The 9,138-nt window shown below is 70.9% G+C and carries 7 protein-coding genes; 1 reads left to right on the forward strand and 6 read right to left on the reverse strand.

Annotation, left to right across the window (positions count from 1 at the left end; translation table 11 throughout):
* Positions 1-31: 31 nt before the first annotated feature.
* The 6 genes from carB to pyrR all read right to left on the reverse strand — a co-directional run bounded on the left by carB (position 32) and on the right by pyrR (position 8,155).
* A complete protein-coding gene (gene carB / locus ACFWW8_RS23730) occupies positions 32-3,340 on the reverse strand; it encodes a carbamoyl-phosphate synthase large subunit (protein WP_386531009.1) in 3,309 nt (1,102 codons plus the stop codon).
* Positions 3,333-4,523, reverse strand: a complete 1,191-nt coding sequence (gene carA / locus ACFWW8_RS23735; RefSeq protein WP_386531011.1) for a glutamine-hydrolyzing carbamoyl-phosphate synthase small subunit — start codon at positions 4,521-4,523, stop codon at positions 3,333-3,335. Before carA ends, carB begins: the two co-directional genes overlap by 8 nt.
* Positions 4,520-5,107: a hypothetical protein gene (locus ACFWW8_RS23740; RefSeq protein WP_386531013.1), complete on the reverse strand. Its 588-nt coding sequence runs from the start codon at positions 5,105-5,107 to the stop codon at positions 4,520-4,522. The genes carA and ACFWW8_RS23740 overlap by 4 nt, the downstream gene beginning before the upstream one ends.
* Positions 5,104-6,390 (reverse strand): dihydroorotase, encoded by a 1,287-nt coding sequence (locus tag ACFWW8_RS23745; RefSeq protein WP_386531015.1) that lies wholly within the window; start codon positions 6,388-6,390, stop codon positions 5,104-5,106. The genes ACFWW8_RS23740 and ACFWW8_RS23745 overlap by 4 nt, the downstream gene beginning before the upstream one ends.
* Positions 6,391-6,392: 2 nt before the next feature.
* A complete protein-coding gene (locus ACFWW8_RS23750; RefSeq protein WP_386531017.1) occupies positions 6,393-7,439 on the reverse strand; it encodes an aspartate carbamoyltransferase catalytic subunit in 1,047 nt (348 codons plus the stop codon).
* A gap of 107 nt (positions 7,440-7,546) precedes the next feature.
* Positions 7,547-8,155 carry a bifunctional pyr operon transcriptional regulator/uracil phosphoribosyltransferase PyrR gene (gene pyrR, locus ACFWW8_RS23755; RefSeq protein WP_386531019.1) on the reverse strand — a complete coding sequence of 203 codons (609 nt, stop codon included), beginning with the start codon at positions 8,153-8,155 and terminating at the stop codon, positions 7,547-7,549.
* A gap of 271 nt (positions 8,156-8,426) precedes the next feature.
* On the opposite strand from pyrR, the gene bldD reads away from it, so the two are divergent.
* Positions 8,427-8,927: a transcriptional regulator BldD gene (gene bldD, locus ACFWW8_RS23760; RefSeq protein ID WP_030026184.1), complete on the forward strand. Its 501-nt coding sequence runs from the start codon at positions 8,427-8,429 to the stop codon at positions 8,925-8,927.
* Positions 8,928-9,138: the final 211 nt, after the last annotated feature.

A 9,138-nucleotide genomic window follows, 5' to 3' on the forward strand; every position in this document is an offset into this window, starting at 1 on the left:
AATCCGGTGTCCCCCTCCCCTGTTCGGGCTGCTAGTCGCGGGCCGCGGTCAGGTGCTCCGCGTGCTCCTGGAGCGAACGGACGCCCACGTCGCCGCGGTTGAGCGCGTCGATGCCCTGGACGGCCGCGGCGAGTGCCTGGACCGTGGTCAGGCACGGGACGCTGCGCGCCACGGCCGCCGTGCGGATCTCGTAGCCGTCGAGGCGGCCGCCGGTGCCGTACGGGGTGTTGACGATCAGGTCGACCTGGCCGTCGTGGATCAGCTGGACGATGGTCTTCTCGCCGTCGGGGCCCTCGCCCTCGCTGAGCTTGCGCACGACGGTGGCGTTGATGCCGTTGCGGCGCAGCACCTCGGCGGTGCCCGACGTGGCCATCAGCTCGAAGCCGTGGGCGACGAGCTCCCGGGCCGGGAAGATCATCGTGCGCTTGTCGCGGTTGGCGACGGAGATGAACGCGCGGCCCTTGGTCGGCAGCGGGCCGTAGGCGCCGGCCTGCGACTTCGCGTACGCCGTGCCGAAGACGGAGTCGATGCCCATGACCTCGCCGGTGGAGCGCATCTCCGGGCCGAGGACGGTGTCGACGCCGCGGCCGTGGATGTCGCGGAAGCGCGACCACGGCATGACGGCCTCCTTGACGGAGATCGGCGCGTCGAGCGGCAGGGTGCCGCCGTCGCCGTTCTTCGGCAGCATGCCCTCGGCGCGGAGCTCGGCGATGGTGGTGCCGAGCGAGATCCGCGCGGCGGCCTTCGCGAGGGGGACGGCGGTCGCCTTCGAGGTGAAGGGGACGGTGCGGGACGCTCGGGGGTTGGCCTCCAGGACGTAGAGGATGTCACCCGCCATCGCGAACTGGATGTTGATCAGCCCGCGGACGCCGACGCCCTTGGCGATGGCCTCGGTGGAGGCGCGCAGGCGCTTGATGTCGTGGCCGCCGAGGGTGATCGGGGGCAGGGCGCAGGCCGAGTCGCCGGAGTGGATGCCGGCTTCCTCGATGTGCTCCATGACGCCGCCGAGGTAGAGCTCGTGGCCGTCGTAGAGGGCGTCGACGTCGATCTCGATCGCGTCGTCGAGGAAGCGGTCGACCAGCACGGGGCGGGTCGGGGAGATCTCGGTGGACTCCGCGATGTAGGACTCCAGGCGGGCCTCGTCGTAGACGATCTCCATGCCGCGGCCGCCGAGGACGTACGAGGGGCGGACCAGGACCGGGTAGCCGATCTCGTCGGCGATGGCCTTCGCACCCGTGAAGGTGGTGGCGGTGCCGTGCTTGGGGGCGGGCAGTCCGGCCTCGTCGAGGACCCGGCCGAAGGCGCCGCGGTCCTCGGCGGCGTGGATGGCCTCCGGGGAGGTCCCGACGACGGGGACGCCGTTGTCCTTGAGGGCCTGGGCGAGGCCGAGGGGGGTCTGGCCGCCGAGCTGGACGATGACGCCCGCGATGGGGCCGGCCAGGGACTCGGCGTGGACGATCTCCAGCACGTCTTCGAGCGTCAGCGGCTCGAAGTACAGGCGGTCGGAGGTGTCGTAGTCGGTGGAGACGGTCTCCGGGTTGCAGTTGACCATCACGGTCTCGTACCCGGCGTCGCTGAGCGCGAAGGAGGCGTGGACGCACGAGTAGTCGAACTCGATGCCCTGGCCGATGCGGTTCGGGCCGGAGCCCAGGATGATCACCGCGGGCTTGGTGCGCGGCGCGACCTCGGACTCCTCGTCGTACGAGGAGTAGAAGTACGGGGTCTTCGCGGCGAACTCGGCGGCGCAGGTGTCGACCGTCTTGTAGACCGGGCGGACGCCCAGCGCGTGGCGGACCTCGCGCACGACGTCCTCGCGCAGGCCGCGGATCTCGGCGATCTGGACGTCGGAGAAGCCGTGGCGCTTGGCCTCGGTGAGCAGCTCGGGGTGGAGCTTCTCGGCCGCGGCCAGCTCGTCCGCGATCTCCTTGATGAGGAAGAGCTGGTCGACGAACCAGGGGTCGATCTTCGTGTACTCGAAGACCTCCTCCTGCGTGGCGCCGGCGCGGATGGCCTGCATGACGGTGTTGATGCGGCCGTCGGTCGGGCGGACGGCGGTGGCGAGCAGCTCGTCCTTGTCGCCGGTCGGGCCGACGAACGTGAACTGCGAGCCCTTCTTCTCCAGGGAGCGCAGGGCCTTCTGGAGGGCCTCGGTGAAGTTGCGGCCGATGGCCATGGCCTCGCCCACCGACTTCATGGTGGTGGTGAGGGTGGCGTCGGCGAGAGGGAACTTCTCGAAGGCGAAGCGCGGGGCCTTGACGACGACGTAGTCGAGGGACGGCTCGAAGGAGGCCGGCGTCTTCTCGGTGATGTCGTTGGGAACCTCGTCCAGCGTGTAGCCGATGGCCAGCTTGGCGGCGATCTTGGCGATCGGGAAGCCGGTGGCCTTCGACGCAAGCGCCGAGGAGCGGGAGACGCGAGGGTTCATCTCGATCACGATGACGCGGCCGTCGACCGGGTCGATCGCGAACTGGATGTTGCAGCCGCCGGTGTCGACGCCGACCTCGCGGATGATCGCGATGCCGATGTCGCGCAGCCGCTGGTACTCGCGGTCGGTCAGCGTCATCGACGGGGCGACGGTGATGGAGTCGCCGGTGTGGACGCCCATCGGGTCGAAGTTCTCGATGGAACAGACGACGACGACGTTGTCCTTGGTGTCGCGCATCAGCTCCAGCTCGTACTCCTTCCAGCCGAGGATGGACTCCTCCAGGAGCACCTCGGTGGTCGGGGAGAGCGTGAGGCCCTGGCCGGCGATGCGGCGCAGCTCCTCCTCGTCGTGGGCGAAGCCGGAGCCGGCGCCGCCCATGGTGAAGGAGGGGCGGACGACGACGGGGTAACCGCCGAGGGTGTCGACGCCGGCGATGACGTCGTCCATGGTGTGGCAGATGACCGAGCGGGCGGACTCGCCGTAACCGATCTTGGCCTTGACGGCCTCGACGACGCCCTTGAAGAGCTCGCGGTCCTCGCCCTTGTTGATGGCCTCGACGTTGGCGCCGATGAGCTCGACGCCGTACTTCTCCAGCACCCCCTGCTCGTGCATGGAGATGGCGGTGTTGAGCGCGGTCTGGCCGCCGAGGGTCGGGAGCAGCGCGTCGGGGCGCTCCTTCGCGATGATCTTCTCGACGAACTCCGGGGTGATCGGCTCGACGTACGTGGCGTCGGCGATCTCCGGGTCGGTCATGATCGTCGCGGGGTTGGAGTTGACCAGGATGACCCGCAGGCCCTCGGCCTTGAGGATGCGGCAGGCCTGGGTGCCGGAGTAGTCGAACTCGGCGGCCTGGCCGATGACGATCGGGCCGGAGCCGATGACCAGGACGGACTGGATATCGGTGCGCTTAGGCACGCTCGGCCTCCATCTGGGCGGTTTCCATCAAAGACGTGAAGCGGTCGAAGAGGTACGCGGCGTCGTGCGGGCCGGCGGCCGCCTCGGGGTGGTACTGGACGCTGAAGGCCGGCTGGTCGAGCAGCTGGAGGCCCTCGACGACCTGGTCGTTCAGGCAGACGTGGGAGACCTCGGCGCGGCCGTAGGGGGTCTCGGAGACCTTGTCGAGGGGCGCGTCGACGGCGAAGCCGTGGTTGTGCGCGGTGATCTCGACCTTGCCGGTGGTGCGGTCCTGCACCGGCTGGTTGATGCCGCGGTGGCCGTACTTCAGCTTGTAGGTGCCGAAGCCGAGCGCGCGGCCCAGGATCTGGTTGCCGAAGCAGATGCCGAAGAGCGGGGTCCTGCGCTCCAGGACGCCCTGCATGAGGGCGACGGGTCCGTCGGCGGTGGCCGGGTCGCCCGGGCCGTTGGAGAAGAACACGCCGTCCGGGTCGACCGCGTACACGTCCTCGACGGTCGCGGTGGCGGGGAGCACGTGGACCTCGATGCCGCGCTCGGCCATCCGGTGCGGGGTCATGCCCTTGATGCCGAGGTCGACGGCGGCGACGGTGAACTTCGCGGTGCCGATCGGGACGGCTTCGCCGTCGGGGCCGATGGCGGGGACGACGTACGCCTCCTTGGTGGCGACCTCGGCGGAGAGGTTCGCGCCCTTCATCTGCGGGGCCTCCTTGACGCGGGCGAGCAGGGCCTCGTCGCGGACGCCCTCCCAGTTCGCGCCGGAAAAGATGCCGACGCGCATGGCGCCGCGCTCGCGCAGGTGGCGGGTGAGGGCGCGGGTGTCGATGCCGGAGATCCCGACGACGCCCTGCTCGACCAGCTCCTCGTCCAGCGAGCGCCGGGAGCGCCAGTTGGACGGGACGCGGGCGGGGTCGCGCACGACGTACCCGGCGACCCAGATGCGGGACGACTCGGGGTCCTCGTCGTTGACGCCGGTGTTGCCCACGTGGGGGGCGGTCATGACGACGACCTGCCGGTGGTACGACGGGTCGGTGAGGGTCTCCTGGTAGCCGGTCATGCCGGTGGAGAAGACGGCCTCGCCGAAGGTCTCCCCCACAGCGCCGTAGGCACGGCCGCGGAAGATCCGGCCGTCCTCCAGGACGAGTACGGCGGGAGCTTTGGCTGCTCCCCTGGTGGAGGTCGTCATCGTTCGGCGCCTTCCGTCGTGATGGATGAGTTCTGTGGTGTCAGCGTGCTGATCGCTTCGACCCAGGCGGCGTGTTCGGCCGCGCGGTCGGAGCGGAATCCGGAGTCGATCAGCTTGTCGCCATGCGCCCATGTGACGACGAGCAGACCGCCCTCGGTGAGTACCTTGCCCGCGATCCCCTTGTCGAGGCGGGCGCCGCGCAGCTGCGCGGCCGGTACGAAGAAGTCGGTGGCCCCCGGTCGGACCACGTCCAGGCCCGCGTCGGTGAGCGTGAGCTCGACCCTGCTGCGGACGCCCAGGCCGTGGGCGACGATCCGGTCCAGCCACTGTCCGGCGGTGGTCGACCCGTGGTACCGGCCGGTCAGCGCCAGCCGGTGTTCGGGGAGGCCGTCGGGTGCGGCGGGCAGCTCCGGCAGATCGTTCTGCAGGGCTCCGCGCCATTTCCAGCCCTGCCGCATCAGCCAGTACACGAACGCGATGAAGACGAGCAGGCCGACGACCCACGCGATGCGCGCGCCCCAGTCCGTCACCTCCGCCGACCGTCGTTCGGCCTCGGCGGCCAGTTGGATTACTGCAGGTGTCACGCCAGCGTCCCGTCCACGACCGTTGCCCGGCCCCGCAGGAAGGTGTGTGTCACGCGACCCGGCAGCTCGCGGCCCTCGTAGGGCGTGTTGCGGCTGCGGGAGGCGAATCGTGCGGGGTCCACGACACCACGGTACGAGGTATCCACCAAGGTCAGGTTCGCGGGTTCACCTGCCGAGACGGGTCGGCCGTGGTTCTCCAGGCCGCCGATGCGCGCCGGGGCGAAGGACATGCGGTCCGCGACGCCCGCCCAGTCGAGCAGTCCGGTCTCCACCATCGTCTGCTGGACGACGGAGAGCGCGGTCTCCAGGCCGACCATGCCCATGGCGGCGGCGGCCCACTCGCAGTCCTTGTCCTCGTGCGGGTGCGGGGCGTGGTCGGTGGCGACGATGTCGATGGTGCCGTCGGCGAGAGCCTCGCGCAGGGCCAGCACGTCGGCCTCGGTGCGCAGCGGCGGGTTGACCTTGTAGACCGCGTTGTACGAGCGCACGAGCTCCTCCGTGAGGAGCAGGTGGTGCGGGGTGACCTCGGCGGTGACGTCGATGCCGCGGGACTTGGCCCAGCGGACGATCTCGACGGAGCCGGCGGTGGAGAGGTGACAGATGTGGACGCGGGAGCCGACGTGCTCGGCGAGGAGGACGTCGCGGGCGATGATCGACTCCTCGGCCACGGCCGGCCAGCCGCCGAGGCCCAGCTCGCCGGAGACGACGCCCTCGTTCATCTGGGCGCCTTCGGTGAGGCGGGGCTCCTGGGCGTGCTGGGCGACGACGCCGCCGAAGGCCTTCACGTACTCCAGGGCGCGGCGCATGATCACGGCGTCGTCGACGCACTTGCCGTCGTCGGAGAAGACGGTGACGCGGGCGGCGGAGTCGTGCATGGCGCCCAGCTCGGAGAGCTGCTTGCCCTCCAGGCCGACGGTGACGGCGCCGATCGGCTGCACGTCGCAGTAGCCCGACTCCTTGCCGAGGCGCCAGACCTGCTCGACGACGCCGGCGGTGTCGGCGACCGGGAAGGTGTTCGCCATGGCGAACACGGCGGTGAAGCCGCCGGAGGCCGCGGCGCGGGTGCCCGTCAGCACGGTCTCGCTGTCCTCGCGGCCCGGCTCGCGCAGGTGGGTGTGCAGGTCGACCAGGCCGGGGAGCAGGATCTTGCCCTCGGCCTCGATGACGGTCGCGCCTTCGGCGGACAGGCCCGTGCCGACCTCGGCGATGGTCTCGCCGTCGATCAGGACGTCCTGCGCCTCGCCACCGAGTACCTTCGCGCCACGGATCAGGATCTTGCTCATCGTTACTTGCTCTCCTCGGCATCAAAGGGACGGCGCTCAGCGCCTCGTTCAGGGGTGGTGGCGGGCGACGGGCGGGAGGCGGGGGCGTTGCTCGTGGCAACGGCGGGCTCGGATCCTCCGAGCAGCAGGTACAGGACGGCCATCCGGGTGGAGACGCCGTTGGCGACCTGCTCGACGGCCGTGCAGCGGTCGGAGTCGGCCACCTGGGCGGTGATCTCCATGCCGCGGTTCATCGGGCCGGGGTGCATCACGATGGCGTGCCCGGGCATCTTCGCCATGCGGTCGCCGTCGAGTCCGTACCGGCGGGAGTACTCGCGCTCGGTCGGGAAGAAGGCGGCGTTCATGCGTTCGCGCTGCACACGCAGCATCATCACCGCATCGGACTTCGGCAGCACCTCGTCGAGGTCGTACGAGACCGCGCAGGGCCAGCTGCCGATGCCGATCGGGACCAGCGTCGGCGGGGCCACCACGGTGACCTCGGCGCCCAGCGTGTGGAGCAGCTGGACGTTGGAGCGGGCGACCCGGCTGTGCAGGACGTCGCCCACGATGGTGATCCGGCGGCCGCCCAGGTCCTTGCCGAGACCGGCGTCGCGGCCGACCAGGCGGCGGCGCATGGTGAAGGCGTCCAGCAGGGCCTGGGTGGGGTGCTCGTGGGTGCCGTCGCCGGCGTTGACCACGGCGGAGTCGATCCAGCCGGAGGTCGCGAGCCGGTAGGGGGCGCCGGAGGCGTGGTGGCGGATGACGACCGCGTCGGCGCCCATGGCCTCCAGGGTCAGGGCGGTGTCCTTCAGGGATTCGCCCTTGGAAACCGAGGAACCCTTCGCGGAGAAGTTGATGACGTCCGCGGAGAGCCGCTTGGCGGCCGCCTCGAAGGAGATCCGGGTGCGGGTGGAGTCCTCGAAGAACAGGTTGACGACGGTGAGGCCGCGCAGGGTGGGCAGCTTCTTGATCGGCCGGTCCGCGACGCGGGCCATCTCCTCGGCGGTGTCGAGGATCAGGACGGCGTCGTCGCGCGTGAGATCGGCGGCCGAGATGAGGTGGCGCTTCATCTGGATGGCTCCGTAGGTCGGGAGGGCAGGCAGGCTGACGGGCGTGGCTGACGGGCGGCAGGGCAGGGCTCGGCGCGGACCCGCGAAGGGGCCCGGACCGGTGCGGGCTACTGCTGCCCGGTCGCCTGGGGGGTCCGCTGGCCGAGCAGCACGGCGTCGCGGCCGTCCTCCTCCTGGAGCTGGACCTTGACGGTCTCGCGCAGCGACGTCGGGAGGTTCTTCCCGACGTAGTCGGCACGGATCGGGAGCTCGCGGTGGCCGCGGTCGACGAGGACGGCGAGCTGCACGGCGCGGGGGCGGCCGAGGTCGCCGAGCGCGTCGAGGGCGGCGCGGATGGTGCGGCCGGAGAAGAGCACGTCGTCGACGAGGACGACGAGGCGGCCGTCGAGGTCGTCACCCGGGATCTCGGTGCGGCCGATGGCGCGGGCCGGCTTCATGCGGAGGTCGTCGCGGTACATGGTGATGTCGAGGGAGCCGACCGGGATCTTCGTACCGGTGATCTCTTCGAGCTTGGCGGCCAGCCGGCGGGCGAGGTGGACACCGCGGGTGGGGATGCCGAGGAGCACCACGTCGTCGGCGCCCTTGGCGCGTTCGACGATCTCGTGGGCGATGCGGGTCAGGACCCGGGCGATGTCCTGCGCCTCGAGCACGGGGCGCATGGAGCGGTCCTGCCCGGTGGGCTGACCTGGGTGCTGGGCGGTGTTCTGAGCGTCCATGGAAGGACCTCCTTCTCCGCCTCACGGGACGGACCTTAAAGGACGTCTGATGTACCTCCCACACGGTACCAGGGGCAGGTGGGGGCCCCGGCACCGACCGGGGGCGGGAGGGCTCCGACGGGGCGCGCGGGGTGCCCCGCGAGGGGCTGATGGGGAGCATTCGGCTTGACGCATCCAAGTAACGCTGCGTAACCTCACAGTGAGTTACCAGCCGCGCGGCGGAGCCGCACGTTGTCCATGTCGTCACAGCGTCACAGCGTCCGGGAGCGTTATGTCCAGCGAATACGCCAAACAGCTCGGGGCCAAGCTCCGCGCCATCCGCACCCAGCAGGGCCTTTCCCTCCACGGTGTCGAGGAGAAGTCCCAGGGCCGTTGGAAGGCCGTGGTGGTCGGTTCCTACGAGCGCGGGGACCGCGCCGTGACCGTCCAGCGCCTTGCCGAGCTGGCGGACTTCTACGGGGTTCCGGTGCAGGAGCTGCTGCCGGGCACCACTCCCGGCGGAGCGGCCGAGCCGCCGCCGAAGCTCCGGCTGGACCTGGAGCGCCTGGCGGGCGTACCCGCCGAGAAGGCCGGCCCCCTCCAGCGTTACGCGGCCACCATCCAGAGCCAGCGCGGCGACTACAACGGCAAGGTCCTGTCGATCCGCCAGGACGACCTGCGCACCCTCGCCGTCATCTACGACCAGTCCCCCTCCGTCCTGACCGAGCAGCTGATCAGCTGGGGCGTGCTGGACGCGGACGCGCGTCGCGCGGTGGCGCACGAGGACGTCTAGTCCCTCGGGCCCAGGCCCAGCAGAAACGTTTACCGGTGGGTTCCGGGACCTCGCGAGAGGCCCCTGGGGCCCACCGGTTTTCCGTATGCCCACCCGGGCATGGCACTCGGGCATACCGCCGGGCGTACCACCCGGGCGTACGGAAGGGGGCGCCCCCCCCGGCGCCGGGGGGGCCGGCCGAGTGCGCGGGGGGCGCCGGGGGCGGCCGGGG

Origin of the sequence: Streptomyces sp. NPDC058701, assembly GCF_042715295.1 — a bacterium.
GTDB lineage: Bacteria > Actinomycetota > Actinomycetes > Streptomycetales > Streptomycetaceae > Streptomyces.